Annotated in this window: 22 protein-coding genes; 17 read left to right on the forward strand and 5 right to left on the reverse strand. The window is 65.7% G+C overall.

The features are described from left to right. Positions 1 to 134: 134 nt before the first annotated feature. A complete protein-coding gene (gene parE / locus QQL87_RS00940) occupies positions 135 to 2,198 on the reverse strand; it encodes a DNA topoisomerase IV subunit B (protein WP_284416247.1) in 2,064 nt (687 codons plus the stop codon). A gap of 259 nt (positions 2,199 to 2,457) precedes the next feature. On the opposite strand from parE, the gene QQL87_RS00945 reads away from it, so the two are divergent. From QQL87_RS00945 to QQL87_RS00965, 5 genes are all read left to right on the forward strand, one after another. Next, entirely contained in the window at positions 2,458 to 2,988 is a 531-nt protein-coding gene (locus tag QQL87_RS00945; protein ID WP_284416246.1) for a DedA family protein, read from the forward strand. Positions 2,989 to 3,221: 233 nt separating this feature from the next. Further along, positions 3,222 to 3,872 (forward strand): FMN-binding negative transcriptional regulator, encoded by a 651-nt coding sequence (locus tag QQL87_RS00950; RefSeq protein WP_284416245.1) that lies wholly within the window; start codon positions 3,222 to 3,224, stop codon positions 3,870 to 3,872. An 11-nt stretch (positions 3,873 to 3,883) separates the two neighbouring features. Beyond that, positions 3,884 to 4,876, forward strand: a complete 993-nt coding sequence (gene argC / locus QQL87_RS00955; RefSeq protein ID WP_284416244.1) for an N-acetyl-gamma-glutamyl-phosphate reductase — start codon at positions 3,884 to 3,886, stop codon at positions 4,874 to 4,876. Between the two features lie 121 nt (positions 4,877 to 4,997). Continuing rightward, entirely contained in the window at positions 4,998 to 6,224 is a 1,227-nt protein-coding gene (locus tag QQL87_RS00960; RefSeq protein WP_284416243.1) for a threonine ammonia-lyase, read from the forward strand. Positions 6,225 to 6,266: 42 nt separating this feature from the next. Next, positions 6,267 to 7,394, forward strand: a complete 1,128-nt coding sequence (locus tag QQL87_RS00965) for an RNA ligase (RefSeq protein WP_284416242.1) — start codon at positions 6,267 to 6,269, stop codon at positions 7,392 to 7,394. Positions 7,395 to 7,424: 30 nt separating this feature from the next. Here QQL87_RS00965 and QQL87_RS00970 read toward each other — a convergent pair whose 3' ends face one another. Beyond that, complete coding sequence (locus QQL87_RS00970; RefSeq protein ID WP_284416241.1) at positions 7,425 to 9,806, reverse strand: hypothetical protein; 2,382 nt, start codon at positions 9,804 to 9,806, stop codon at positions 7,425 to 7,427. 363 nt (positions 9,807 to 10,169) lie between these two features. Between QQL87_RS00970 and QQL87_RS00975 the strand changes: the two genes are divergently transcribed. From QQL87_RS00975 to QQL87_RS01000, 6 genes are read left to right on the forward strand one after another with little or no spacing between them, the layout of a single operon-like run. Beyond that, the gene (locus tag QQL87_RS00975) at positions 10,170 to 11,429 is read left to right on the forward strand and encodes an extracellular solute-binding protein (protein ID WP_284416240.1); all 1,260 of its coding nucleotides are present in this window, start codon (positions 10,170 to 10,172) and stop codon (positions 11,427 to 11,429) included. A gap of 1 nt (position 11,430) precedes the next feature. Further along, positions 11,431 to 12,372: a carbohydrate ABC transporter permease gene (locus QQL87_RS00980; protein ID WP_284416239.1), complete on the forward strand. Its 942-nt coding sequence runs from the start codon at positions 11,431 to 11,433 to the stop codon at positions 12,370 to 12,372. Continuing rightward, a complete protein-coding gene (locus QQL87_RS00985) occupies positions 12,365 to 13,213 on the forward strand; it encodes a carbohydrate ABC transporter permease (protein ID WP_284416238.1) in 849 nt (282 codons plus the stop codon). The genes QQL87_RS00980 and QQL87_RS00985 overlap by 8 nt, the downstream gene beginning before the upstream one ends. A gap of 22 nt (positions 13,214 to 13,235) precedes the next feature. Continuing rightward, complete coding sequence (locus QQL87_RS00990) at positions 13,236 to 14,333, forward strand: Gfo/Idh/MocA family protein (RefSeq protein WP_284416237.1); 1,098 nt, start codon at positions 13,236 to 13,238, stop codon at positions 14,331 to 14,333. Positions 14,334 to 14,343: 10 nt separating this feature from the next. Further along, complete coding sequence (locus tag QQL87_RS00995; protein ID WP_284416236.1) at positions 14,344 to 14,988, forward strand: ThuA domain-containing protein; 645 nt, start codon at positions 14,344 to 14,346, stop codon at positions 14,986 to 14,988. After that, entirely contained in the window at positions 14,970 to 16,034 is a 1,065-nt protein-coding gene (locus QQL87_RS01000) for a LacI family DNA-binding transcriptional regulator (protein WP_284424098.1), read from the forward strand. Before QQL87_RS00995 ends, QQL87_RS01000 begins: the two co-directional genes overlap by 19 nt. Before the next feature lie 9 nt (positions 16,035 to 16,043). On the opposite strand, the gene QQL87_RS01005 is transcribed toward QQL87_RS01000, so the two are convergent. Together QQL87_RS01005 and QQL87_RS01010 are read right to left on the reverse strand one after the other, a co-directional pair. Next, a complete protein-coding gene (locus tag QQL87_RS01005; protein ID WP_284416234.1) occupies positions 16,044 to 16,442 on the reverse strand; it encodes an MAPEG family protein in 399 nt (132 codons plus the stop codon). A 73-nt stretch (positions 16,443 to 16,515) separates the two neighbouring features. Beyond that, positions 16,516 to 18,321, reverse strand: coding sequence for a PHA/PHB synthase family protein (locus QQL87_RS01010; protein ID WP_284416233.1), 1,806 nt, complete (start codon positions 18,319 to 18,321; stop codon positions 16,516 to 16,518). A gap of 273 nt (positions 18,322 to 18,594) precedes the next feature. Between QQL87_RS01010 and QQL87_RS01015 the strand changes: the two genes are divergently transcribed. The 5 genes from QQL87_RS01015 (at position 18,595) to QQL87_RS01035 (ending at position 23,595) form a co-directional block, all read left to right on the forward strand. Beyond that, on the forward strand, positions 18,595 to 18,864 hold the full coding sequence (locus QQL87_RS01015) for a hypothetical protein (protein WP_284416232.1): 270 nt from the start codon (positions 18,595 to 18,597) through the stop codon (positions 18,862 to 18,864). 207 nt (positions 18,865 to 19,071) lie between these two features. Then, positions 19,072 to 20,292, forward strand: coding sequence for an LL-diaminopimelate aminotransferase (locus QQL87_RS01020; RefSeq protein ID WP_284416231.1), 1,221 nt, complete (start codon positions 19,072 to 19,074; stop codon positions 20,290 to 20,292). A 39-nt stretch (positions 20,293 to 20,331) separates the two neighbouring features. Beyond that, entirely contained in the window at positions 20,332 to 21,651 is a 1,320-nt protein-coding gene (locus QQL87_RS01025; protein ID WP_284416230.1) for a homoserine dehydrogenase, read from the forward strand. Positions 21,652 to 21,858: 207 nt separating this feature from the next. Continuing rightward, entirely contained in the window at positions 21,859 to 22,860 is a 1,002-nt protein-coding gene (gene glpX, locus QQL87_RS01030; protein ID WP_284416229.1) for a class II fructose-bisphosphatase, read from the forward strand. A 15-nt stretch (positions 22,861 to 22,875) separates the two neighbouring features. After that, positions 22,876 to 23,595, forward strand: coding sequence for a haloacid dehalogenase type II (locus QQL87_RS01035; protein WP_284416228.1), 720 nt, complete (start codon positions 22,876 to 22,878; stop codon positions 23,593 to 23,595). Positions 23,596 to 23,605: 10 nt separating this feature from the next. On the opposite strand, the gene QQL87_RS01040 is transcribed toward QQL87_RS01035, so the two are convergent. Further along, entirely contained in the window at positions 23,606 to 24,694 is a 1,089-nt protein-coding gene (locus tag QQL87_RS01040; protein ID WP_284416227.1) for a methyl-accepting chemotaxis protein, read from the reverse strand. Positions 24,695 to 24,989: 295 nt separating this feature from the next. Here QQL87_RS01040 and recJ point away from each other — a divergent pair, with 295 nt between their 5' ends. Further along, positions 24,990 to 26,831 carry a single-stranded-DNA-specific exonuclease RecJ gene (gene recJ, locus QQL87_RS01045; RefSeq protein ID WP_284416226.1) on the forward strand — a complete coding sequence of 614 codons (1,842 nt, stop codon included), beginning with the start codon at positions 24,990 to 24,992 and terminating at the stop codon, positions 26,829 to 26,831. Positions 26,832 to 26,888 lie beyond the last annotated feature (57 nt).

A 26,888-nucleotide genomic window follows, 5' to 3' on the forward strand; every position in this document is an offset into this window, starting at 1 on the left:
CGGTTGACCACACCGGAGGGGAAAGTGCGGTGCGGAACGCCGGCCTGGGCGGTAACGAATTGTTTATAAAAAGAAAAAGCAGGCCCACGCGAGCGCGTGGAACCTGCAATCGAAGCGCGAAATTCGGCTAAAAGCTAGACGTCGAGCAGCTCATCGCTCGCAAATTCCGCCTTTTCCGAGATGAAGGCGAAGCGCGCCTCCGCTTTGGTGCCCATCAGGCGCTCGACCGAGTCGGCGGTGCCGTCGCGATCGTCGGCCAGCAGCACGACCCGGAGCATGGTCCGCTTGGCCGGATCCATGGTGGTCTCCTTCAGCTGCGCCGGCATCATCTCGCCCAGGCCTTTGAAGCGGCCGATGTCGACCTTGGCGTTGGCGTTGAACTCGCGCTTCAGGATCTCGTCCCGGTGGGCGTCGTCGCGCGCATAGAACGTCTTGCTGTTGTGGGTCAGCCGGTAGAGCGGCGGCACGGCGAGATAGAGATGGCCCTCGTCGATCAGCCGCGGCATCTGCCGGTAGAAGAAGGTGATCAGCAGCGAGGCGATGTGGGCGCCGTCGACGTCGGCGTCTGTCATGATGATGATGCGCTGGTAGCGCAGATCTTCTTCGCGGTAGGCCGCACCGGTGCCGGCGCCGATCGCCATCACGAGGTCGGCGAGCTGGGCATTCGCCGTCAGCTTGTCCTTGCCGGCCGAGGCGACGTTGAGAATCTTGCCGCGCAGCGGCAGCACGGCCTGCTTCTTGCGGTCGCGCGCCTGCTTGGCGCTGCCGCCGGCCGAATCGCCCTCGACGATGAACAGCTCGGAGCCTTCGGTACCGGCGTCGGTGCAGTCGGCGAGCTTGCCGGGCAGGCGCAGCTTCTTGGTCGCGGTCTTGCGCGCCGTCTCCTTCTCCTGGCGGCGGCGGATGCGATCCTCGGCGCGCTCGATGACGAAGTCGAGCAGGCGATTCGCCTGGACCGGGTTGCCGGACAGCCAATGATCGAACGGGTCCTTGACGGCCTGCTCGACGATGCGCTGGGCTTCCGCCGTGGCGAGCCGGTCCTTGGTCTGGCCCTGGAATTCGGGCTCGCGCACGAACACCGAGAGCATGATGGCGGCGCCGGCCATGATGTCCTCGGAGGTGATGTTGGCGGAGCGCTTGCCCTGGCCGACGCGCTCGGCGTGGTCCTTCAGCCCGCGCAGCAGCGCGCTGCGGATGCCGGATTCGTGCGTGCCGCCATCCGGCGTCGGAATCGTATTGCAGTAGGACGACAGGAAGCCGTCGGCGTCAGCGGTCCAGGCGACCGCCCATTCGCAGCCGCCATGGCCGCCAGTGCGGCCCGATTTGCCGGCAAAGATGTCAGGATGGACCAGCGTATCGGCGTGAATGGCGGCCGCCAGATAGTCCTTCAGGCCGCCCGGGAAATGGAAGGTCGCCTCCGGCTGAACGTCCTCGATGCCCTTCAGCAGCGCAGGATCGCACTTCCAGCGGATCTCGACGCCGCCGAACAGATAGGCCTTTGAGCGCGCCATCTTGAACAGGCGCTGCGGCTTGAAGGTCGCCTTGGCGCCGAAGATGGTCGGATCGGGCTGGAAGCGCACCCTGGTGCCGCGGCGGTTGGCGACCTTGCCGATCTCCTCGAGCTTGCCCTTCGGGTGGCCGCGCTCGAAGATCATGCGGTAGAGCTTCTGGTTGCGCGCGACCTCGACCTCGAGCCGGGTCGACAGCGCGTTCACCACGGAAATGCCGACGCCGTGCAGGCCGCCCGAGGTCTCGTAGACCTTGGAGTCGAACTTGCCGCCGGCGTGCAGCGTGCACATGATGATCTCGAGCGCCGACTTCTTCGGGAATTTCGGATGCGGATCGATCGGGATGCCGCGGCCGTTGTCGGTCACCGTCAGGAAGCCCTCGGTGTCGAGCTCGACCTCGATGAAGGTGGCGTGACCGGCCAGCGCCTCGTCCATCGAGTTGTCGATGACCTCGGCGAACAGGTGATGCAGCGCCTTCTCGTCAGTGCCGCCGATATACATGCCGGGACGGCGCCGCACCGGCTCCAGCCCCTCCAGAACCTCGATGTCACGGGCGGTATAATCGCCCTCGGAACTCGCCGCACGGGCGGCTGGCTTGGCCGGTGCCTTGCCCTTGGCGGCGAACGCCGCCAACGGGTCGGTGACGCCCTTGGCTTTGGCTTTTGCAGCTGATTTCAACGGCTTACCCATGGAATTGGATGTTGCGCTTGCGCAAGAGGGAACGAATCGTTGGGCCTGACTATGCCATGGACCGGCATAAAACAATGACCCAAGGCTGAGCGGATCTTTCCGGAGCGCCTCGCGGCAGCCGTCTTGCAGTCCTGTTCACGCGGCACAGCCGGTTGTTGTGACTTGAAGTTGGCGGGCTCCGTGGCGTACCAGTCTCCGTCAGGGAACCGCGAAGGCCTTCAAGCACTTAAGCGCCGCGGAGCAGAAAGGCGTCGAGCAGATGGAAGATTTCGGCCGCGCGGTTGCCGAATTCGTGCGCGACCATCAGGCCTGGGCTGCCCCGATCGTCCTGCTGCTGGCCTTCGGCGAGTCGCTGGCCTTCATCTCGCTCCTGATTCCGGCCTGGGGCGCCCTGGTCGCGATCGGCGCCCTGATCGGCGCGACCGGCATCAGCTTCTGGCCGGTCTGGCTGGCGGGCGGACTCGGAGCCGCGCTCGGCGACTGGGTCTCCTACTGGTTCGGCTACCGCTACAAGGATCGCGTCGCCCAGATGTGGCCGCTGTCGCGCTATCCGGAGCTGTTGCCGCGCGGCGAGGCCTTCGTGCGCGACTGGGGCGTGCCCAGCATCTTCATCGGCCGGTTCTTTGGGCCGCTGCGCGCCTCGGTGCCGCTGGCGGCCGGCATCTTCGAGATGCCCTACGTGATGTTTCAGGTCGCCAATTTCGTCTCGGCGCTGGTCTGGTCGGCGGCGCTGCTGCTGTTCGGTGATGTGATCGGGCGGATCATGGAATGGCTGTGGCGATCGGCCTGAGGCGCTCCGGCTGCTGGCAACCTTGACGCAGGAACTCTGTGGCTTTATAGGCCTGCGCCCATGATCAACGCAGCGACCATCATGTTCGCCTATATGCGCCGTCGTACCTTCGCGGTACGGGCGATGATCTGCGTTTGAGATCACAGCCCTTGCCGCCGGATACGATCCCGCGGCAATCTTTCCTCTTGCAGCGCGATTGATCAGGCGGCTCCTTCGACCAGCAGGAGTTTCCGATGTACACGCCACCGCCCTTCAAGCCTGACCGCGCCGCGAGCCTCGGCTTCTCGGACGCGCGCGGCTTCGGCACGGTCTGCGCGTGGGACGGGGCCAAGCCGGTCGCATCCTCGGTGCCGTTCTGTCTGGGCGCGCTGAACGACGGCACGCCGCAGGCGTTCTTCCATGTTGCGCGCGGCAATCCCCTGGCCAAGCTCGCCGACGGCACGACACCCTGGCTGCTCGCCGTCAACGGCGCCGATGCCTATGTGTCGGCCGACTGGTACGTCTCGCCCGAGCAGGTGCCGACCTGGCTGTATCAGGCGGTGCATCTGACCGGTCCGGCGCGGCTGTTGTCCGAGGCGGAGCTGGCGCAGCAGGCGGATGAGCTCAGTGCCAAGTTCGAGCAGCGCCTGCTTCCGAAGAAGCCCTGGACGTCCGACAAGATGACGGCCGGCCGGCTGGAGGCGATGCGCAGGGCGATCGTCGGCGTCGTGATGACGATCGAGACCGTCGAGGGCAGCTTCAAGCTCAACCAGCACAAATCCGAGGCCGATTACGCGGCGGTCGCAACGCGGCTCGGCGAGCAGCCCGACATCGGCTCGCAACAGATTTCCTCTCTCATGCGGCAGGCGCGGCCCCAGGCCTTTGCCGGCGAAACCCAGACCTGAAGGAGCGTGTGATGTCCGTGATCGATAGCAATCCGCCGAAGATCCACAATGCAGCCGGCACCGCGACGCGCTCTGTGTTCGTCGACGGCGGCTCCGGCACGACCGGTCTCGGGATTGCCGAGCGGCTGGCGCATCAGAGTGACATCGTCGTGAAGACGATCGCTGAGGACAAGCGCAAGGACCCGGCCGCCAAGCGGGCGCTGATGGCCGAGGTCGACCTCGTCATCCTGTGTCTGCCCGACGATGCCGCCAAGGAGACCGTCGCGCTGATCGACGGGATGGGATCTGCGGCGCCGAAGGTGCTGGATGCATCCACCGCGTATCGGGTGGCGCCGGACTGGGCCTATGGCTTCCCCGAGCTCGCGGCCGACCAGGCCGACAAGATCCGCAACGCCCGCAAGGTCTCCAATCCCGGCTGCTATCCGACCGGCGGCATTGCCCTGCTACGGCCGCTGGTCGATGCGGGCCTGCTGCCGCAGGATTATCCGGTGACGGTGAACGCGGTGAGCGGCTATTCCGGCGGCGGCAAGACCATGATCGCGGCCTACGAGAACGGCACCGCGCCGGCATTCGAACTCTACGGTCTCGGCCTTGAGCACAAGCATCTGCCAGAGCTGCAGCTCTATGCGAAGCTGACGCGGCGGCCTATTTTCATTCCCTCCGTCGGCAACTACCGGCAGGGCATGCTGGTCTCGGTGCCGCTGCAGCTCGACACGCTGCCGGGCAAGCCGTCGGGAGCCGATCTGCAGGCCGCCTTGGCGAAGCACTATGCCGGCAGCAAATACGTGTCGGTGATGCCGCTCGACGGCACCGCCGCCAAGAGCGGCAAGCTGGAGCCCGAGGCGCTCAACGAGACCAACAAGCTCGAGCTCTACGTCTTCGCCAGCGACAAGCATCACCAGGCGGTGCTGGTCGCGCGGCTCGACAATCTCGGCAAGGGCGCGTCGGGCGCGGCCGTGCAGAACATGCGGCTGATGCTCGGACTTCCCGACCTCGGGAGCTGAGACCGGTTCGGATCGATCCGGCTGCAGAAGCAGCCTACGCGATCGGCAACATCATGCGACGGCCGGCATTCCGCCGGCTCCGCCGTGCAGTGGCGCACGCCAGACATTGATGGGCAGACCCATGACCGCCTATGACCTGAACGAACTGCCCGTCACCGTGAACGACGTGCGGGCCGCTGCGGAGACCATCAGCGGCGCCGTGCTTGCCACCGCTTGCAACCAGAGCCGGACGCTCGGCGAAATCTGCGGCTGCAACATCTGGCTGAAGTTCGAGAACCTGCAGTTCACGTCCTCGTTCAAGGAGCGCGGCGCGCTGAACCGGCTGAATGCGCTCTCCGCCGCCGAACGCGAGCGCGGCGTGATCGCGATGTCCGCCGGCAACCATGCGCAGGGCGTCGCCTACAATGCGCGGCGGCTCGGCATCCCCGCCACCATCGTGATGCCCGTGGGCACGCCGATGGTGAAGGTGGAGAACACCCGCCGGCACGGCGCCGAGGTCGTCATCTCCGGCGCCACGCTGGAGGAAGCTGGCGCGTTCGCGCGCGAGCATGGCGCCGCCCGCGGCATGACCATGATCCATCCTTACGACGATCCGCTGATCATCGCCGGGCAGGGCACGGTGGCGCTGGAGATGCTGGCGGTCGTCCCTGAGCTTGACACGCTCGTGGTGCCGATCGGCGGCGGTGGCCTGATCTCGGGCATCGCGGTGGCGGCGCGCGCGCTCAAGCCGTCGTTGCGGATCGTCGGCGTCCAGGCCGAGCTCTATCCGTCGATGTACAATGCGATCCGCGGCCAACAGCTGCCGATGCGCGGCGATACGCTCGCCGAGGGCATCGCGGTGAAATCGCCGGGCCGGATCACGACCGAGATCATCCGCCATCTCGTCGACGACATCCTGCTGGTCACCGAGCCGCAGATCGAGCGCGCCTTGGCGACGCTGATCTCGATCGAGAAGACGGTGGTCGAGGGCGCCGGCGCCGTCGGGCTCGCTGCGGTGCTCGCGCATCCCGGGGAGTTCGCCGGCCGCAATGTCGGGCTGGTGCTGTGTGGCGGCAACATCGACACCCGGCTGATCGCCTCGGTGCTGACCCGCGAGCTGGCGCGCGAGGGGCGGCTGACGCAGCTGTCGATCGACATCGTCGATCGTCCGGGCCAGCTTGCGGCGGTATCGACGCTGCTCGCCGACGCCGGCGCCAACATCATCGAGGTGTCGCATCAGCGCACGTTCTCGGATCTGCCGGCCAAGGCGACCTTGCTGGAACTGGTGATCGAGACGCGCGACCAGGCGCACCTGAACGACGTCATGGCGAGGCTCGCCTCGGCCCACTTCAAGGCCAGATGCACCTGAGCGCATCGCGCTCGAATTGTCATTCGAATGCAGGTCGCCACGATGTTCAAGACCATTCGCCATATCTCCGACGTGGAGCCCGCCGTTGCGGGCAAGAAGGAGATTCGCTTCCTCAGCCAGCCCAACGGCATCACGCTCGGCTGCTATCTGTTCATGGATTCCAAGACCTTCGATTCACCGGAGGCCCTGGAGTGCCGCGGCATCGCGTTCGATCGCGCGAGCCATGTCGTGTCCCGGCCGCTGCACAAGTTCTTCAATGTTGGCGAGAAGGAGTGGCTGACGCCCGACCGCCTAGTGTCGCGCGATGACATCGTCGCCGTCTATGACAAGCTCGACGGCAGCATGGTCGCGACCGCCTGGGTCGACGGGGAGCTGAAATGGCGGTCGAAGAAGTCCTTCAATTCGGATGTGGTCAAGCTGGCGACGCGGCTGCTGGAGCAGCCGGCGCATCGCCGCATCTCGGCCTTCGCTCAAGAGGTCGCGAGCGCCGGCCTGACGGCGATCTTCGAGCTGACCCATCCCGATGCCCGTATCGTGGTGGCTCAGGAGCAGCCCGAGCTGCGGCTGCTGCATGTCCGCGACAATTTGACCGGCCAGTACGTCATGCTCGATTCCGGTCATGCGATTCATGATCTGGTCGCACGCCACGGCGTTCCGCTGGTGCACCGGTTCGACGGGCTGACGCTGTCGGCCGCGATCGAGTCGCTGACCGACATGCAGGACAGGGAAGGTTACGTCATCCAGTTCGCCAATGGCGACATGGTCAAGATCAAGTGCCCCTGGTACGTGCGCATCCATCGCAGCCTGTCGTTCCTGCGCGAGCGGGATATCGCCTGGCTGGCGTTGAACGAGGAGCTGGACGATGTGAAGAGCCATCTCGTCATGGCCGGCATCGATCTCGCCGCCGTCAACGAGGTCGAGGCGCGGCTGAAGCGCATGCTCGCGGGCTTCGTGGATGAGATCGAGGCGATCTGGGAGCGCGGCCGCGATCTCGATCGCAAGAGCTTTGCGATCGCCAACAAGGATCATCCGCTGTTCAGCCTGGCGATGCAGCGCTATCTCGGCAAGGAGGTGACCCTGCTCGAATGGTACGGGCGCACGCGGCTGAAGGACGATTTCAGCCTGCGTCCGCTGGTCGACGAGACGTTGATCGACGCGCTCGATGGCTGAGGGGCGTCGCGCGCGTCGCTGCGGCCCGCCTCAGGACCCAGGTGGAGCCGCGCTGACTGTCAGCTGCAGGGGCAGGCTCGGCTGGCCGATGGGAGACTGGAAGCGCGTGTCGTCGGGCGCGAACTCCTGCATCGTCACCGCATAGGTTCCATTGCCGAGCGGCACCGGTGGTGAAAACCATTGGCCGTCGATGTCGGCGGCTGTCGTGACCACGGTCCGGATCCCGCTGCCGGACACGGTGATGCGTGCGATGTTCAGGGCTCCGATCTTGTTGGTGTAGGCGATGAGCGAGGCGGCGAGGTAGGCGGCGCCGCCGGTCCATGTAAACGTCACGACCGGCGAGTTCGAGGTCGCCGAGGACGCGGTGAGGCTTTGCCCCGGGAAAGCGGTGAACAAGGGCGGCGAGCCCGTGCCGGCCACCGGCGGGGCCGGCGTTCCCAACATGGGAATTGCGGTCCCATCGGGCTGCGGGCCCATCGTCAACAGCGCCGGCGGAATGAAGGTCGAGGCCCCGGCCAGGAAATTGATGGTCATGGCGATGTCAGTGCCGCCGCTGGACGGCGGCCCCATCGCGATGGTGGCTCCGCCATCGATCGCCTGTGCACCGGGGGCCACCGACCAGCCAAATCCCTGCGGCTGGCTCGTATCGGCGGCGGTGGTTGCGTAGAGATTGAAGGTCTTCGACGCCCCGTCGGCGCTGACCATCACGCGATACCACGTCACTCCGCTGGTCGCGACGGGCATGCCGGTGATGATGAGACTGCCCGGAGATTGCTGCGAGCCGGGCGCCGGCGAGGCGACATAGCTGCCGCCGCTTCCGGTCACGGTCCAGACCCACCACAGGCTGCTGTCGGCTCCCGCTGCCGACGCGGTCAGCACGATCGGCGCCCATTGTGGCGTGCTGCCGGAGTATCCCGTGAGCACGTCCAGCTCGATGCTCGCTGCGGTCTGATCCAGCATCCAGGTGGTCGTGCCAGAGGCGCTGGCGGGAAGCGTGAAGTTGAGGGTCATGTTGATGGCGCCGCCGGAGGTCGCAGGCGGTACCTGATAGGTGCCGGACGAGGGCGGCGGGATATAGTTGTAGATCTGCGGAGTCGTGTAGCCCTGGGCGGCATCCGTATCCGCATACACGGTCAGATTCAGCTCGGCGACGTCGCCGCCGTCCTGGCCGAGCGGCAGCAGCGGGCCGCCGGACTGATATAGCGCCATCAGATTGTCGGTGTAGCCCGAGCCGTAGGAGTTCGAGCACTGGAAGAAGATCTTCGAGTAGGGATCGTACATGGTCTGCGGATTGCCGTGGCCGCCGAACGCGTAGCTCGGATCCCAGTTCCAGTTGGAGTTGAGGTCGACCGCTGACGACACGAACGGGTTCAGCGCGGGTCCGTATCCGCCCCAGAGGCCGGCCGTGAAGCCGGTGAACAGGCTCTTCAGAACGTTGCCCCATTGATTGTTGGCGCCGCCATTCATCGCAGGGGATGTCGATCCGAAGATGGTGTAGGGCAGCGGGTCGGCCTTGTCGGTGTAGATCTCGACGTTGGCGTTGGTGGCGTAGATGCTGTTGGCGAGCTCGGCGGGCGTGATCCTGATGTGGCCCTTGATCTGGCTGTTGGACGCGGGGCTGAGCCAGAATGTCGAGGTCTTGGCGTCGTAGCTCAGCGCATAGCTGTAGAAGCCCTGATTGTGCCAAATGCCGTTGGCATCTGGGGCGCCATTGAAGAAGCCGGCCATCGCGAGCGCCGCTGCATCGGTCGATTCGAAGGTTGCGATGTAGGAGGTCCAGTCCGACGGCGAGAAGGGCGGGGTGCTCCCCGAGGGAAACGGCGGGACCGTAACCTGCGAGGCCGACGCTGGCGATACGGCATAGCGGGGAGTGCCGCTCAGAGGGCCCGCATCGAAATCGAAGACGAGACTGGTGCTGGTCGGATGGATGCTCTGGATCGCGGCGAAGATCGAACTCCCTGATCCCGCCGTCGCGGCCGCGTAGCCGACACTGCCATTGGCGTCGCTGAGCTGCATTGGGAGTCCGAAGCCGACCACGGATGTCAAATTGGCGGCGTCGTTCGAGCTGCCCGTGAGGGTCAGCTCGATGCTGTCGAAGCGAAAATTGTTCTGCTGGGCATTGTCGATGCTGATGTCCGATTGTTGAGGAATCAATCCCGGGATCGGATCGGTACCCGTCGACGCGCCGCTCCAGACGATCAAATAGAGCTTTCCGGCAGTAATCGACGCGATGGGGATGTTGACCGTCGTCGCCGCCATCGATCCGTTAGCGACGATGGTCGTGAAGGTCCCGTCCGGGTAGAGGATGGCGTCGACCCAGATCCCGACCTGGTTGTAGAGGCCGGTGCCAAGATTGGAGCCCTCGCCGACGGTGGCGAGAGTCGGACTGAGAGTGATGTTCAGATTGGTCATGTCGTGCCCGCTTTTGAAATGAGCTAGTCGCGGCGCTGCTTCCGATGAAAGGGCATGAAGAGAGGAAAAGCGGGCGATCAAAATAATCTGGTCAGACAGTCGGCTGAAACACGCGAGAAACGCGATGCCCGATCGAATCAGCATACGTCAGTAGTTCGTATTTTGCAATCTTTGGTTGATAAAGCAATTTCCTCCGTCCGATGAACGTTTCCGCCCGCAGCAGAAGGACTTCGCGATCCCGGGACGTCCTCGGCCGTTCGCAGATGCGAGCAGAGTTTCTTGAGGGGTCTGATCAGAATTTCAGTTGCGCACCTCAAAAATTGAGGACAGGATTACCGCAACAAAAAAGATCGGGAGGACGTGATGAGACTGCTCGCGAAGCTGGGACTCGCCGCTGCCGCTTGCCTGCTCTGGGCCAACGCCGCGAATGCCGACACCACCGTCAAATGGCTGCACATCGAGGTCAACCCGGCCCAGGTGAAGATCTGGGAGGAGGTGGCGCGTGCCTACGAGGCGTCGCATCCGGGCACCAAGATCGAGATGCAGTTCCTCGAGAACGAGGCCTACAAGGCCAAGCTGCCGACGATTCTGCAATCCAAGGACCGGCCGAACATCATCTACAGCTGGGCCGGCGGAGTCCTGAAGGCGCAGATCGAGGCGGGCGTCCTGGAGGACATCACAGATCAGGTCAAGGGCTACAGCGACAGCCTGACACCGGCGGCGCTCGCCGCGTTCACCGATCAGGGGCGTGTTTACGGCCTGCCGATCTCGCTCTCGCAGGTCGGCTTTGTCTGCAACAAAGAGCTGATGGCCAAGGCGAAGGTCGATCCGGCTGCGATCAAGAGCTGGGATGATCTGCTGGCTGCCGTGAAGACGTTGAAAGCTGCCGGCGTGACCCCGATCGTGGTCGGCGGCGCCGACAAATGGCCGCTGCACTTCTACTGGACACATCTTGCTGGCCGCATCGGTGGCAAGCCGGCGTTTGATGCGGCGCTGCGCGGCGAGGATGGCGGCTTTGCCGGCGATACCTTTGTAAAATCCGGCGAGCTGTTCAAGCAGCTGGTCGATCTCCAGCCGTTCCAGAACGGCTTCCTGGGCTTCAAGAACCCGCAGGCCGTCGGCTATTTCGGCGACGGCAAGGCGGCGATGACGCTCGCGATCAGCTCGGTCTACAATCTGCAGCGCGCGCTCGCCGCCGACAAGGTCGGGCTGAGCGAGGACAAGATCTGCTGGTTCGATTTCCCGGTCGTGGCGGGCGGCAAGGGGGCGCCGACGGACACGCTGGGCGGCATCACGGGATGGCTGGTCACCAAGGGCTCGCCCAAGGAGGCCGTCGACTTCCTGAAATATTTCATCTCGAAGGACGTCCAGACGCGGCTTGCGGCGGGCAGCTTCATCGTCCCGGTGGTGCAGGGCGCCGATGCCGGCCTCAACAATGGCTTCATGAAGCTGATCGCGGCCAATCTGGCGAAGTCGAACTATCACCAGAACTTCTACGACCAGAGCCTGGGTCCCTCGGTCGGCCGTGTCGTCAACGACGTCAGCGCGGAGATCGCCGGCGGCAGCATGACCCCGCAGGACGCCGCGAAGGCCATCGAAGCGGCGCGCAAGCAGGGCAACTGACGTGGCGCGTCCGATTGCGACGACGCCGGCGATGCAGGTCGCGCGGCCGCCGCTCGCCGCGCAGGCGACTCGCGGTCCGAGCTGGGACGGCCGGTTCACCGTCCTGGTCCTGTTCCTGCCACCCGCGCTGCTGTTGTTCACGCTGTTCGTGGTGCTGCCGATCGGCGAGGCCGCCTGGTACTCTGCCTTCAACTGGAATGGGTTCGGCAAGCCGACCAACTGGATCGGCTTCGACAACTACCGCTTCGTGCTGGAGACGCGCGCATTCTGGCTCGCGCTCCGCAACAACGGGATGATCATCGCGGTCTCGCTCTGCGTCCAGCTGCCACTGGCGCTGACCTTGGCCCTGATGCTGGCGGAACGGTTCCGCGGCGCGGTTGCACTGCGCATGCTGTTCTTCATGCCCTATATACTGGCCGAGATCGCCACCGGGCTGATCTTCAGCTTCGTCTATGACGGCGATTACGGGCTCGTCGCCTCGATCTGGCGCAGCTTCGGCGCCGAGCCGCCGCATCTGCTGGCCTCGACCGACACGGCGATGCTCGCGGTGCTGATCGTGATCGTCTGGAAGTATTTCGGCTTCCATATGATGCTGTTCATCGCTGCCCTCCAGAGCATCGACAAGAGCCTGATCGAGGCCGCCCGGATCGACGGCGCGACGCGGACGCAGAGCCTGCGCCATGTCGTCATTCCCTTGCTCTATCCAACGATCCGGCTCTCCGTTTTCTTTGCCATCATCGGTTCTCTGCAGCTGTTCGACCTCGTGATGCCGCTGACGCGCGGCGGTCCCGCCGACAGTTCCAATACGATGGTGAGCTTCCTCTACAACAACGGCATCTCCCGCATGCGGGTCGGCTATGGCAGCGCCATCGGCGTCATCCTGTTCGTGATCTGCGTGACCTTTGCCTTCACCTACAAGCGATGGTTCATGCGCGATGAATAGGGCCGAAACCACACGCCCGCCGTTCGATCCCGCCGTGCTGTTCAGGACGGCGTTCCTCGCGGTCGTCGCCATCTTCGTTTTGGTGCCGTTGCTCGCAACCTTGCTCGGCGGCTTCAAATCGCTCGGCGAGCTGCGCGTCAATCCGTTCGGCCTGCCGCAGCATTGGGAATGGCAGAACTATGCGGACATCCTGTTCTCCGGGCGCTACTGGCAGCTGCTGCGCAACTCGCTGATCATCTCGACCCTGACGGTGACCTTGACCCTGATCGTCGCCTCAATGGCAGCCTTCACCTTCGCCCATGTCCGGTTCTTCGGCAGCTCGATGCTGCTGAGCTATCTGACGCTGGGTCTCTTGTTTCCTGCGGCGACCGCGGTGCTGCCGCTGTTCATCAAGGTGCGCGATCTCGGGCTGCTCGACACCTATTTCGGCGTCGCGCTGCCGCAGGTCGCGTTCAGCCTGGCCATGAGCGTGCTGCTGCTGCGGCGCTTCTTCAAGGACATCCCCTACGAGCTGCTTGAGGCGGCGCTGGTCGACGGCTGCAGCTACGTCAAATTCTTCCGCTACGTGACGCTGCCGCTGTCGCGGCCGATTCTGGCCACCGTCGGCACCATCACCTTCGTCAACAGCTGGAACGCCTATCTCCTGCCGCTCGTGATGCTCAACACCGACGCGCTCTATCCCTGGCCGCTCGGCATCATGGTCTATCAGGGCGAGTACTCGTCCGAGTGGCATCTGATCCTCGCCTTCATCACCCTGACCATCCTGCCGACGATCATTCTCTTCCTGCTGGCACAGAAGCACATCGTCGCCGGCCTCACCGCGGGCGCGGTCAAGGGATGAGCGGCACCTCACGGAGATCAAAATGAGAAAAGTCGGAATCGGCATCATCGGCTGCGGCAACATCAGCACGGCCTATCTGAAGGCCGCCCAGCGCTTCCCGGTCCTGGACATCAAGGCGCTTGCCGACATGCGCAGCGACGCCGCCGAGCGGCAGGGCGCAGCGTTCGGTCTGCCCGCGATGCGGGTCGATCAGCTGCTGAAGCGCGACGACGTCGAGATCGTCATCAATCTCACGGTGCCGCTCGCCCATACCGACGTCAGCCTCGCCGTGCTCAATGCCGGCAAGCACGTCCATTCCGAGAAGCCGCTCGGCATCGACGTCGCGGAGGCGCGCAAGGTAATCGAGCTCGCCGCGCAGAAGAACCTGCGCGTCGGCTGCGCGCCCGACACCTTCCTCGGCGGTGGCCACCAGACCGCGCGCAAGCTGATCGACGACGGCGCGATCGGCACGCCGGTGGCCGGCAGCGTGTTCTTCGGCTGTCCCGGCCACGAGCGCTGGCACCCGGCGCCGGGCTTCTACTACCTGCGCGGCGGCGGGCCGATGCTCGACATGGGCCCGTATTACATCACCGATCTCGTGCAGTTGCTCGGCCCGGTCGCGAGCGTGATGGGCTCGACCGCGCGCCCGCGAGCGGAACGCCTCGTGACCAGCCAGCCCATGAACGGCACGCTGATCCCGGTCGAGGTGTCGACCCACGTTGCGGGCACGCTCGAATTCGAGAGCGGGGCGGTGGTCTCGGTCACGATGAGCTTCGACGTCCCGAAACACCGGCACGCGCCGATCGAGATCTATGGCGAGAAGGGCAGCATGCTGGTGCCCGACCCCAATCGTTTTGGCGGCGAGGTGCAGGTCGCCAAGACCGGCGGCGACTGGGAGACGGTGCCGCTGACGCATGGTCACATCGATGGCGAATTCCGCTCCATCGGCGTCGCCGACATGGCGACCGCGATCCTGAACAATCGGCCGCACCGCGCCAGCGGCGCGCTCGCCTTCCATGTGCTGGAGGTGATGGAGGCGTTCCAGACCTCCGCCAAAGAAGGCCGCCGCATCGGGATCGAGAGCCTTGTCGAGCGGCCGGCGATGCTGCCTGCGGGACGTGAAACCGGACAGATCGACTGAGGACAGAACCATGCGCAAGGCAATGATTGTATGGGGCGGCTGGCCTGGACATGATCCCGATCTCTGTGCCTCGATGATCCGCGGCTGGCTGAGGGCCGAAGGCTTCGAAGTGCGGATCGAGACCACGACGGCCGCATTCGCCGATCCCGCGATTCACGATCTGTCGCTGATCATCCCGATCTATACGATGTCGAAGATAGAAAAGGCCGAGGCGCTCAACCTCTGCGCAGCGGTGCGCGGCGGCGTCGGGCTCGCCGGCCACCATGGCGGCATGTGCGATGCCTTCCGCGATTCCGTCGATTACCAGTTCATGTGCGGCGGGCAGTGGGTCGCCCATCCCGGCAACATCATCGACTACCGGGTCGACTTGACGCGGCCGGACGATCCCATCATGAAGGGATTGACGAGTTTCGAGCACCGTTCCGAGCAATACTACATGCATGTCGACCCGGCCAACGAAGTCCTGGCGACGACCACCTTCACGGGCGAGCACGCCGACTGGATCGAGGGCGTGGTGATGCCGGTGGTCTGGAAGAAGCGATATGGTGCGGGCAGGGTATTCTATTCCTCGCTCGGCCATCGCGCCTACGAGCTGGACGTCCCGGAAATCCGCACGCTGATGACCCGCGGCATGCTATGGGCGGCGCGGGCGTGACAGCCGGTGCGCCGACCGCGCCGGTTCGCGCCACGCTCGAGGACGTCGCGCGTACGGCGGGCGTGTCGCTGGCCACCGTTGATCGCGTCATCAACCGCCGCGAGGGCGTGCGCGCCAAGACCGTCGCACGGGTGGAGGCGGCGGTCGCCAAGCTCGGCTACCGCGCCGACGTCGCGGCCGCCCGGCTCGCACGCGGACAGAGCTTTCGGTTCGCCTTCGTGCTGCCGACCGGCGGCAACAGCTTCATGACCCATCTGACCGAGCAGGTGCGGCACACGGCGGATTGGCTGGCCGGCCAGCGTGGCTTCATCGACATTCTCCATGTCGACGTGTTCGATCCCGATCTGCTGGCCGGCGCGCTGGAAACGCTGTCGCCGGCCTATCACGGCGTCGCCGTGATCGCGCTCGATCATCCCAGGGTCCGCGCCGCGATCGACGACCTCACCACGCGCGGGGTCGCCGTCGTGACCCTCGTGTCCGACGCGCCGAGCTCGCGCCGCCTGCATTATGTCGGCATCGACAATCCGGCCGCAGGGCGGACGGCGGCGACGCTGATGGGACGCTATCTCGGCGGCCGCGAGGGCACGGTCGCCGTGATCGCGGGATCGTTGGCACTGCGCGATCATGCCGAGCGGCAGTTTGGCTTTCATCAGATCCTGTCGAGCGAATATCCCCAGCTGCGCGCGCTGCCGCCGCTCGAAGGGCGCGACGACAGCGCGCGCACGCGGGAGCTGACGGCGGCGCTGCTCGTCCGGCATCCCGATCTGCGCGGCATCTATTGCTGCGGCGCCGGCAACCGGGGCATCGCCGATGCGCTCGAGGCCTCGGGCCGCGCCCGCGAGGTGGTCTGGATCACCCACGAGTTGACCGACCATACGCGGCGGTTCCTGGTTCGTGGCACGTGTGATGCCATCATCAACCAGGATCCCGGCCACGAGGCGCGCTCGGCCGCGCGGGTGTTGCTGGCGCATTGCGCGGGCGAGCCGATCAGCCCCGATCAGGAGCGCATCCGGATCGACATCTTCCTGCGGGACAACTTGCCGTAGGAATCAGGCCTACAGCCAGCCGAAGATCGCGATCGCCAGCACGGCCTGGGCCAGGAAGCCGACCACGAAGGCCAGCGTGCGGAACACCGGCAGGCCGATGGCGTAGACGATCACATGGGCGACGCGGGACCAGAAGTAGACGGCGCTGGCGAGCACGGTCCATTTGGTCGAGTAGTCGATCGAATTGAGGATCAGCACCAGCGGTGCGAAGATGATGAGGTTCTCCACCGCATTGTCATGCGCGAACATCAGTCGCGTCGCCCACGCCGCATGCGGCTTGTCGTTGCGGGAGGGATTGGCCATCGCGCCGGAGATGCCGCGGACCTGGCACCGGTTCAGGATGTAGGGAACCCACAGCAGGCCGGTCAGAATGACCGTCAGCGTCAGCCAGAACAGTTCGCGCGTCATCGAGGTCCCCTCAACTGATTCCCGTCCCGTCCCGGCGGGACGGAGCGGTTATAGTCAATCGCGATGGACTGCGCTATGCGCGGACGCGGACATAGGAGCCGGGGGCATCCTCGATCGGTGGATAGGCCTCGGTGCCGACGCTGCGCGCTGGAACCTCCTCCGGATCGAGCTCGCTCAGCCAGGCGCGCCAGTCGGGCCACCACGAGCCCTTGTGCTCCTGCGCGCCCTTGAGCCAGTCCTTCAGCGAGATGTCGTGGATCTGGTCGTTGGTCCAGTACTGGTATTTGCCGGAGGAGGGCGGATTGACCACGCCGGCAATGTGGCCGGAGCCCGACAGCACATACTTCACCGGGCCGCCGAAGAACTGCGAGCCGTACAGCACCGAATCTGCCGGCGCGATGTGGTCCTCGCGGGTGGCGAGATTATAGACCGGCACCTTCACCTTGGAGAGGTCGAGCAGCGTGTTGTCGAGCACCATCGTGCCGGTGGACAGCCGGTTCTCGAGATAGCAGTTGCGCAGGTAATAGGAGTGGTTCGCCGCCGACATGCGCGTGGCGTCGGAGTTCCAGTGCAGCAGGTCGAACGCCTGCGGCGGCTGGCCCTTCAGATAGTTGTTGACGACGTAGGACCAGATCAGGTCGTTCGACCTGAGCATGTTGAAGGCCATCGCCATCTTGCTGCCTTCGAGCACGCCCGCGGCCTGCATGTCGCGCTCCAGCGCCGAGATCTGGGTCTCGTCGACGAACACGAGCAGATCGCCGGCATGGGTGAAGTCGACCTGTGCGGCCAGGAAGGTCGCCGATGTCACGCGCTGGCGGCGCTTGTCGGCGAGCCAGGCGAGCGTGGTCGCGAGCATGGTGCCACCGACGCAATAGCCGAGCGTGTGCACCTTCATCTCGCCCGTCACCTTCTCGATGACGTCCATCGCGGTGAGCGGACCTTCCTTCATGTAGTCGTCCCAGGTCTTGGTCCCGAGCTTCTTGTCGGGATTGACCCAGGAGATCACGAACACCGTGAGGCCCTGATCGACGCACCATTTGACGAAGGATTTTTCGGGGCGCAGATCGAGGATGTAGAACTTGTTGATCCAGGGCGGCACGATCAGGAGCGGCGTGCGCAGCACGTTCTCCGTCGACGGCGCGTACTGGATCAGCTGCATCATCTCGTTCTGGAAGATCACCTTGCCCGGCGTCGTCGCCATGTTGACGCCGACCTCGAGATTGGCCGGGTCGGATTGGCGGATCTTCAGCGAGCCCTTGCCGGCCTCGATGTCCTCGGCGAGCATCTGCATGCCGCGCACGAGATTGTCGCCGCTCGATGCCACGGTCTGCCGCAGCACCTCGGGATTGGTCAGCACGAAGTTCGACGGCGCCAGCGCGTTGGTGATCTGGTTGACGTAGAACTCGGCCTTCTTGCGCGTGTGCGGATCGAGGCCTTCGGCATTGTGCACGAGGTCCTGCGCCCATTGCGTCGTCAGCAGATAGGCCTGCATGACGAAATCGTAGAACTGGTTCGACTTCCACTCCGGATCGGCAAAACGCTTGTCGCGCGGCGAGGGCGAAATCGCCGGCGGGGCATCCTCGCCAGCGAGCCGCCGCGAGGCCGAGCCCCACAGGTCGAGATAGCCCTTGGCGATCTTCATCTGGATGTCGCTGGCGCGATCCTTGTCCGACAGCCAATAGTCGGCGACCGCCGTGAACGATTTCACGACCTCGGCGATTTCGGCCGGCGGCCGGTCCTGGACCTCACCGGTTTCGCGCGGCTTCAGATAGGCTGCGAGCGCCTTGCCGCTGGTCTCCATTGCTCTCGCGATGTTCGTCGCGAAGGCTTCGGCGTCGAATGTTTTTTGTGGATTGGTGTTGTTTGGAACGTCGGTCATGGCTTGATTACACTATCGCGTCGAATTGGTTTCGTCACCGCGCGAGATCAACAATCCGCGCGTTTGCGGTTAATTCGATGTCTGTGTGTTGCGCTGCGAAAAATGCGCTTGCTTCGGTCATGGTGACCTCGTAGGTGGTCGATATTCCTGTTCAACCAGCCAATCTTTCGAGTGACAATTGGTTGTGCTGCGGCAAAATGTGCCGCGTTGCGATTGGTGGGTCGTGGTGGCGGTGGAGACTGTGGCGTGAAGCCGGGGGAGCAGAGGCGGAGGATGCGCGCGCGGGCCCTCGCCGCCGGTGCGGTGCTCTGCACCAGCCTTGCGCTGTCCGGCTGTTCCAGCCAGGTCGCTGACATGCCGTCGCTGGAGGCCGATGCCACGGCGCGCCCGAAGGAGCAGGGCGGCTATCTGCCCGTCAACGACGTTCCGCGCGATCGCGAGACGCCGATGATCTCGCCGGAGGAGCGCACCAGGATCGAGAAGGAGCTCCAGGCTGCGCGCGACCGCCAGGCCTCGGTCGGGTCGGGCGTCAGGGACCGGTGAACGACCGGATCGCTGGCTGACGTAATTGTCTGGCATGGCGCGGTGTCCATGGTAAAACACCGGAATCAACCGCACCTCAGCGTGTCGTCGCCAGCCAAGCCGTAAGGCCGTGCTAAGTTCATGATCTAGCACGGATTTCAGGGCAGCGCCGCCGCAGAGCCAGCGCTGCTGGCTGATCCGCCCCCGGTTGCCGGAGCCGAGAGACCCATGGAAGATTTCTATCGCATCCGCCGTCTGCCGCCTTACGTGTTCGAGCAGGTCAACCGGGCCAAGGCGGCCGCGCGGAACGCCGGCGCCGACATCATCGATCTCGGCATGGGCAATCCGGATCTGCCGGCGCCGCCGCATGTGCTCGAAAAGCTCAAGGAGACCCTGGGCAAGCCGCGCACCGACCGCTACTCCGCCTCGCGCGGCATCGTCGGGCTGCGCCGCGCCCAGGCGGCCTATTACGATCGCCGCTTCGGGGTGAAGCTCAATCCCGATACCCAGATCGTCGCCACGCTCGGCTCCAAGGAAGGCTTCGCCAACGTGGCGCAGGCGATCACCGCGCCGGGCGACGTCATCCTGTGCCCCAATCCGAGCTACCCGATCCACGCCTTCGGCTTCCTGATGGCCGGCGGTGTGATCCGCTCGGTGCCGTCGGAGCCGACGCCGCAATTCTTCGAGGCGGCCGAGCGGGCGATCATCCACTCCATTCCGAAGCCGCTGGCGCTGATCGTCTGCTATCCCAGCAATCCGACCGCCTATGTCGCGAGCCTCGACTTCTATCGCGACCTCGTCGCATTCGCGAAGAAGCACGAGATCCTCATCCTCTCGGACCTTGCCTATGCCGAGGTCTATTTCGACGACAACAACCCGCCGCCGTCGGTGCTGCAGATCCCCGGCGCGATGGACGTCGCCGTCGAGTTCACCTCGATGTCCAAGACCTATTCGATGGCCGGCTGGCGCATCGGCTTTGCGGTCGGCAACGAGCGCATCATCGCGGCGCTCGCGCGCGTGAAGTCGTATCTCGATTACGGCGCGTTCACGCCGGTGCAGGTCGCGGCCACCGCCGCACTGAACGGTCCCGACGACTGCATTCGCGAGATGCGCGACGTCTATCGCAAGCGCCGCGACACGCTGGTCGAGGCGTTCGGCCGCGCCGGCTGGGAGATCCCCTCGCCGGAAGCCTCGATGTTCGCCTGGGCGCCGCTGCCGGAAGCCTTCAAGAGCCTCGGCAGCATGCAGTTCGCGACCCTGATGGTCGAGAAGTCCGGCGTCGCGGTGTCGCCGGGCGTCGGCTTCGGCGAGCATGGCGAGGGCTACGTCCGCATCGCGATGGTGGAAAACGAGCAGCGCATCCGGCAGGCCGCGCGCGGCGTCCGGCGCTTCCTTGAAAGCGGCATCGAAACGTTGCACAACGTCGTTCCCATCGCCAACCGGCGCTAAACCCTCCGCACTTTTGCTTTCGACAGGTTCTTTGATTCCATGATCGCACCCCTGAGAGTGGGCATCGCGGGCCTCGGCACCGTGGGTGTCGAGGTCGTTCGTCTCATCGAGCGGCAGGGGCGTGTGCTCACCGAGCGGACCGGGCGCCCCGTCAAGGTCGTGGCGGTGACGGCGCGCTCGAAGGCCAAGAAGCGCGGCATCGATCTCTCCGGCATCACTTGGGCCAAGGACGCACTCGCACTGGCTGCTGATCCCGAGGTCGACTGCCTGGTCGAACTGATGGGCGGCGCCGGCGATCCCGCGCTGTCGGCGATCGATACCGCGCTCAAGGCCGGCAAGTCGGTGGTGACGGCGAACAAGGCGCTGATCGCCAAGCACGGCCTGAAGCTCGCCAAGGCGGCGGAGAAGCACGGCGGCGCACTGAATTTCGAGGCCGCGGTCGGCGCTGCCATTCCGGTGGTCAAGACGCTGCGCGAAGGGCTCGCCGGCACCGGCATCAACCGCGTCTATGGCATCCTCAATGGCACCTGCAACTACATCCTGACCCGGATGGAGCAGGACGGCCTGTCGTTCGACGAGTGCCTGAAGGACGCCCAGCGCCTTGGCTATGCCGAGGCGGATCCATCGTTCGACATCCACGGCCATGATACCGCGCAGAAGCTGGCGATCCTGGCGAGCCTCGCTTTCGGGACCCAGGTGGCGCAGAATTCGGTCTATGTCGAAGGCATCTCCTCGATCGCGCCGGAGGATCTGCGGGCGGCCGCCGAGCTCGGCTACCGGGTGAAGCTGCTCGGCGTCGCCATGCGCACCGCAAAGGGGATCGAGCAGCGGGTGCATCCGACCATGGTGCCGAAGTCCTCCTCCATCGCCCAGGTGATGGGCGTGACCAACGCGGTCACGATCGACGGCGAGGGCATTCCGCCGATCACGCTGGTCGGCCCGGGAGCAGGCGGCGCTGCCACGGCCTCGGCCGTCGTCGCTGATATCGCCGACGTTGCGCGCGGTATCCGCGCTGCCCCGTTCGGGCGGCCGGTCGACAAGCTGCAGGCGACCGGGAAGGCGCCGATGGAGCGCCATGAGGGCGGCTACTACATCCGCCTGATGGCGCGCGACCATGCCGGCACGGCGGCGACCATCGCGACCCGGCTGGCCGAGCAGAAGATCTCGATCGAATCGATCGTGCAGCGCCACCCCAACGGCAGCGAGCCGGCGAAGACGGCCGGCAAGGCGGCGCCCGTGCCGGTCATCCTGATTACCTATGCGACCCACGAGGATGCTGTGCATAAGGCGCTGCAGGCCGTGCAGCGCGACAAGGTCATCAGCGGCAAGCCGCAGGTGATCCGGATCGAGAAGAATTAGCGCATGATGCCCAGGGAACCGATTGTCCCTGCTCAAACAAACGCGTGGCGTTTGGTTTAGGTTCATGCTCAAAACGGAGAATGCAGGGGCGGGGGCGCTGTTGCCGGTGCTGCCCGTCTGAACCGTATGCCGCCGCCCATGGGGGCGGTGCCTGAGCGGTAGGTTTTGATGGCGGGTGTCCGCCGTGACGTCTTGAGGAGTTGACCGATGTCGACGCAGATTTCCGTCCCGCAACAATTGCTGCTCGAGCGCATCCTGACCCTGGAGCTGGTGCGCGTGACCGAGCGGGCGGCGGTGTCGGCAGCGCGGCTGCGCGGCCATGGTCAGGAGAAGCCGGCCGACCAGGCCGCCGTGGACGCGATGCGCCGCGAGCTCAACAAGCTGCCGATCGAGGGGACGGTCGTGATCGGCGAGGGTGAGCGCGACGAGGCGCCGATGCTCTATATCGGCGAGAAGGTCGGCCTCAATACCGGCCCCAAGGTCGACATCGCGGTCGACCCGCTCGAAGGCACGACCCTGTGCGCCAAGAATATGCCGGGCTCGATCGCGACGATGGCGATGGCCGATGAAGGCACGCTGCTGCACGCGCCGGACGTCTACATGCAGAAGATCGCGGTCGGCCCCGGCTACCAGAAGGGCGTCGTCGAGCTCGACGCCACGCCGGCCGACAACGTCCGCCGCCTCGCCAAGGCCAAGGGCGTCGATACCTCCGCCATCACCGTGCTGGTGCTCGACCGTCCGCGTCACGCCGACATCATCCAGGGCGTGCGCTCGACCGGCGCCGCGGTGCGCTTGATCACCGATGGCGACGTCGCCGGCGTGATCCATTGCGCCGATCCCGACAACACCGGCGTCGACATGTATCTCGGCACGGGCGGCGCGCCGGAGGGCGTGCTGGCCGCGGTGGCGCTGCGCTGCATCGGCGGCCAGATGCAGTGCCGCCTGATCCTCGACACCGAGGAGAAGCGCGAGCGCGCCCACAAGATGGGCGTCGGCGATCCCAAGATGATCTACGGCATCGAGGACATGGCCCGCGGCGACTGCCTGTTCGCGGCCACCGGCGTCACCACCGGCTCGCTGCTCTCCGGCGTCAAGTTCCGCAAGGACGGCGTGATCGAGACCGAGACCGTCGTGATGCGCTCGGTCACCGGCACCGTCCGCTACATCCGCGCCGAGCACCGACAGCTGGAGAAGTTCCACCTCGACTGACGGCGGAGCGTCGCGATGTCGGATCTGTCCATGGTCAAGGCGCTGGTGTTCGACGTGTTCGGCACCGTCGTCGATTGGCGCACCAGCCTGATCAACGACTTCACCGCGTGGTCGAAGACCCGCGGCATCCAGGGCGACTGGGTGGCGCTGGTCGACGGCTGGCGCGGGCTCTATGTCGGCTCGATGGACGAGGTCCGCAGGCATCCGGAGCGCGGCTACGTCATCCTCGACGTGCTGCACCGGCGCTCGCTGGAGACGCTGGTCGCGCAGCTCGGCATCACCGGGCTCACCGAGGCCGATCTCGATCATCTCACCCGCGGCTGGCACCGGCTGCATCCGTGGGCCGACAGCGTCGCCGGGCTGACCCGGCTGAAATCCAGATACATCATCGCGCCGCTCTCCAACGGCAACGTGGCGCTGCTCACCAACATGGCGAAGTTCGCGGGGCTGCCCTGGGACCTCGTGCTCTCCGCCGAGCTGTTTCAGCACTACAAGCCCGACCCCGAGACCTATCTCGGCGCCGCGCGTCTGCTGGGCCTCGCGCCCGGCGAGGTCATGATGGTCGCCGCGCACAACAATGATCTCGAGGCCGCGCAACGCTACGGCCTGAAGACCGCCTTCGTCGCCCGTCCCACCGAATACGGCCCGCTGCAGAACCGTGATTTCGAGGCGACCGGCGCCTGGGACATTGTCGCCGATGATTTCGGCGGCATCGCCGATCGCTTGGGCTGCTGATCCTCCTGTCCTACGCCCCCGATACGATCACGCCGTACCAGCCGAGACCCTTGTAGGTCTCGTAGCCGGGCGTGGCGTGGAAGGCGACCATGCGCCCCGAGGCGTCCTGATAGAAACCGCTGCGCTTGCCGTCGAGCTTGAGCGACACCCGCTCGCTCAGGATACCCTGGCCATCCGAGGACGCGATCACGCGCAGGCTGGAATCCACCAGCAGCGCGCGGGCCTTGTCGGTTTCGCCGACGCGCACGCCCTGGACGATGGCGCGGGCCTGAGCCTCCCAGTCGAAATGGATCGCGAGCACGCCGAGCGGCTTGCCATGGGCCTTGCCGTGCTCGCGCACCGAGGCGCAGTAGGTCGCGACCTGGGCATTGCCGAGCAGCGGCTGGCATTCGACGTCGCCGGCGACGTAGTCGTCGCCCGAGCGCAGTCCGCGCGCCTCGCGAAACCACTTGGTATCGGCTACGCTCTGGCCGACTACGTTGTAGCGGTCGGCGCGGCCATTGGCGATCACCTTGCCGCTGGGATCGCACAGCCACAGATCGAGATAGACGGTGTAGGCCGAGAGAATGACTGCGAGCCGTTCGGACACATGGGCGACGCGGCCGGCATCTGGCGCTGCGGCGCAATCGACGACCGCGGAATCCGTCGCCCACCAGCGCACGTCGCAGGTCCGCTCATAGAGATTGCGGTCGATCAGCTCGATCGCGTTGAGCGCCAGGTCGACCATGCGCTCGCCGCGGGCCCGCTCGGTCATGCGCTCGATCGAGCTCTTCAGATTGCCGGTGCGCGTCGTCAGCTGGCCTTCCAGCTCGCGCGCGATGGTCTCGACGAGCTGTCCGACCGCGCGCACCTCCTGCGCCACCACGGCGAAGCCTGCACCTTGCGCGCCGACCCGCGAGCTCTCGATCAGCGCGTTGAGCGCCAGCATCTTCATCTGGTTGGTGATCTGCTGGATCGACTTGGTCTTCTCGCAGGCGATCTGATTGACCTCGCCGGTGAGCCGCGCGATCAGGGCGGAGACGTCAGTCTCGTCCTCATGCTGGGCAGCCTGCGAAGGGACGAGCGAGGGCGAGGGCTTCAAATCAGGCGCAGTCAGCATCGGCAGGGCACTCCATGTTGCTGCACGTCTCCCCGGCCTGGAGATCGCGAACAAACAAACGGTTCTTTTGATTGAAATTGTAGGGAGTTCGCCTAACGGCTGTTTAATGCACGCCCTTGAACACAGCTGTAATTTTAGGCAACTGTCCAGTGATACCGTTCTCGCGCACGAGTTCCCGGGACAAGTCCAGAATTCCGTGGGGTTCCAGCCTGGGAACCGAATCCAGGCGCGCGGTTGCTGTAGATTCGTGGCCTGCTTGCGAATCGTCCCCGCGCCAAACGAGGCTTTGCACCCCATGACCCTGTCCGCCGCCGCCTTGCCGATGAGCGCGCCCCAGGGGTTTCTCGGCGTGCGGCTGTCGCTGACCAACAAATTGTGGCGCGACCGGCTGGATGCGCGGGGCGCAGCGCGCGCGCTCGCGATCGTGCAGCGCTATCAGTTGCCGGAGATGCTGGCGCGGGTGCTCGCCGGGCGCGACGTCGGCATCGACGACGTCAACGACTTCCTCGATCCGACCATCCGCAAGCTGATGCCCGATCCGTTCACGGTGACGCAGATGGAAGGGGCGGCCAGGCGCATCGCGGATGCCGCGGTAAAGGGCGAAAAGGTTGCCATCTTCGGCGACTACGACGTCGACGGCGCGACCTCGGCGGCGCTGCTCGCCTGGCACCTGCGCCATTGCGGGCTCGATCCGCTGATCCACATTCCCGACCGCATCTTCGAAGGCTACGGTCCGAACGTGGAGGCAATCCGTGGCCTGGCGAACAAAGGCGCGACGCTGCTGGTGACGGTCGACTGCGGGACGACCAGCCTCGAGCCACTGGCGGAAGCGCGGCGGCTCGGCATGTCCGTGGTGGTGATCGACCACCATCAATGCGGCGAGGAGCTGCCGGAGGTCGAGGCGCTGGTGAATCCGAACCGGCCCGACGATCTCTCGGGTCTCGGCTATCTCGCCGCGGTCGGGCTGACCCTGGTGACGCTGGTTGCGGTCAACCGGGAGCTGCGCGGCCGCGGCTTCTGGAGCAGGACGCGGCCGGAGCCCGACCTGCTCAGCATGCTGCATCACGTCGCGCTCGGTACCGTCGCCGACGTCGCGCCGCTGATCGCGCTCAACCGCGCCTTCGTCGCCAAGGGCCTGATCGCGATGCGCCGGCGCGACCATGTCGGCCATACCGCGCTGATGGATGTCTCCAGGCTCAACGGTCCGCCCGAAGCCTGGCATCTCGGCTTCATGCTGGGCCCCCGCATCAATGCCGGCGGCCGCATCGGCCGCGCCGATCTCGGCGTCCGGCTGCTGCTGGAGGGCGACGTCTCGGAAGCCGCGCGCATCGCCGCCGAGCTCGACCGGCTCAACAGCGAGCGCCGAATCATCGAGCAGCACGCCGAGGCCCAGGCCGAGGCCGAGGCGCTGGCCTCGCTCGGCCTGGAGGACAAGGGCGCCGTCATCGTCACCGCGTCGGAAGGCTGGCATCCCGGTGTGGTCGGGCTTGTGGCCTCCCGGCTGAAGGAAAAGTTCGCCCGTCCGGCGTTCGCGATCGCGCTGGAGCCGGGCGGAATCGGCACCGGATCGGGCCGTTCGATCCCCGGCGTCGATCTCGGCAAGGCCGTGCGCCACGCCGTGGAGCAGGGCCTCCTGATGAAGGGCGGCGGCCACGCGATGGCGGCCGGCGTCACCTTGCGCAAGGAGCGGCTGGCGGAGTTTCGCGCCTATCTCGAAAGCGCGCTCGCTCCCGACGTCGCCGAGGCGCGCCACGTCAACGAGATCCTGATCGACGGCGCGATCAGCGCGCGCGCCGCGACGCCGGAGCTGGTGGCGACGCTCAATCGCGCAGGTCCCTTCGGTAGCGGCAATCCCGAGCCGATCGTGGCGCTGCCGTCGCATCAGCTGGTCTACGCCGACGAGGTCGGGCAGGCGCATCTGAAGCTGCGCTTCAAGTCCGGCGACGGTTCGACCGTCAATGCCATCGCGTTCCGCTCGGTCGGCCAGAAGCTCGGCAACGCGCTGCAACAGCATCGCGGCGAGCTCCTGCATGTCGCGGGCACCCTCACCGTCGACCGCTACCAGGGCGTCGAGCGCGTGCAGCTCCGCGTGCTGGATGTTGCCGTGCCGGACCACGGCCCGGCGATGATCAGGTAGCAGCCGCCACATCCGCCGTCGTCCCGGACAAGCCCGCCGACGCTCGCGTCGGCGGGC

It is taken from the genome of Bradyrhizobium sp. SSBR45G (genome assembly GCF_030159255.1).
Classification (GTDB): Bacteria; Pseudomonadota; Alphaproteobacteria; order Rhizobiales; family Xanthobacteraceae; genus Bradyrhizobium.